The 1,054-nt window shown below is 62.4% G+C and carries 1 protein-coding gene; it reads right to left on the bottom strand.

Annotation, left to right across the window (positions count from 1 at the left end):
- A partial coding sequence (locus ACFWF3_RS36995) for a hypothetical protein (RefSeq protein ID WP_379318921.1) occupies positions 1-1,054 on the bottom strand: 1,054 nt, incomplete at both ends.

Here is a 1,054-nt window from a genome sequence, read left to right as displayed (position 1 = left end):
GCATACAACCAGTACCGACGGGTACTTCTTCAACGTGATCTGCAGCTTTCGCAGCAGAGGCTCCCAGGCGCGCGGACTCTCAGCCTCGTTAAGCCCGTCGATGACCACCGGTAGTCGGCATCGAGCGCGAGCAGCAGCAGCATCGACTGCCGCAAGGAGAGCTTCGAACGTCTCTACGGGGCGACCAGATCGCACCACCTGCTTCGCCAACTTGTCTAGTTCGTCGCGGGCGCACAGCCGACGCCCGTGCAGCAAGACACCTGCCGGGCGCGAGTCCGTAGCACCTGTGAGTTTCGCAGCAAGCTGAGTCTTCCCGTAACCAGCTTCACCGATCACTACAGCAAGCTGGACCTGCAACTGGTCGAACACTCGTCGAGCAATGTCGGCGGCGCGACGAGTACGAGCCACAAGGTTGGTGCAGGGCAGGGCAGCCGGGTGGTTCGCGGCCCGCAGGCGCCGCAGGACCGGCGGTGTCTTCGGCGGTGATGGCGGGACATTCACTTGGCCGAGCTCAAGCCAACTGTGTTCGCCATCGGGTGCCAAGTGCTCGTATGCGTCGGCGAGGAGGTCGCGGACCGTCGCGGCAGTCGTGAGGAGCGTGTCCAGCTCACTCTGTACTGCGGCCGGCAATGGGCTCGCTGAGACCTCGCGCTCGATGGCTTCGGTCAGAGCTGAAATTTCGATACCGACGGTACTCAAGTGCGCCCAGGCTTCCGGCTCGGCGAGCATCCGGCGCAAAGCTTGTTCAGCGAGAGTGCTCTGATGTACCTCGGGAAACCACCGCGCCCGCACTTCCTCCACCGCTGCCTCCTGTAACTCGCACAGGCGGTACGGCTCAAAGACGAGATCGCCGAAATACGCATCACGGAGCAGTGAAGCTTCTCCGACCAGCAGGTTATCGAGTTCGTCAGCGACCCAGTTGTCCAGCGAGAAACCGGGTGTCAGGCCGTCGTACCACGTCTGGTCAGTCGGGGTCAGGGGCCGCCGTGTGCACAACACCCAGTGAGTCAAGTTGGGCAGATGCGTCTTTGTCTTGCTCAGAGAATCCTCTACG

This window comes from Nocardia sp. NPDC060220, assembly GCF_042727815.1.
Classification (GTDB): domain Bacteria; phylum Actinomycetota; class Actinomycetes; order Mycobacteriales; family Mycobacteriaceae; genus Nocardia.
The sequence above is the reverse complement of the archived record's forward strand: the minus strand, read 5'-3'. Positions and strand labels throughout refer to the sequence as shown.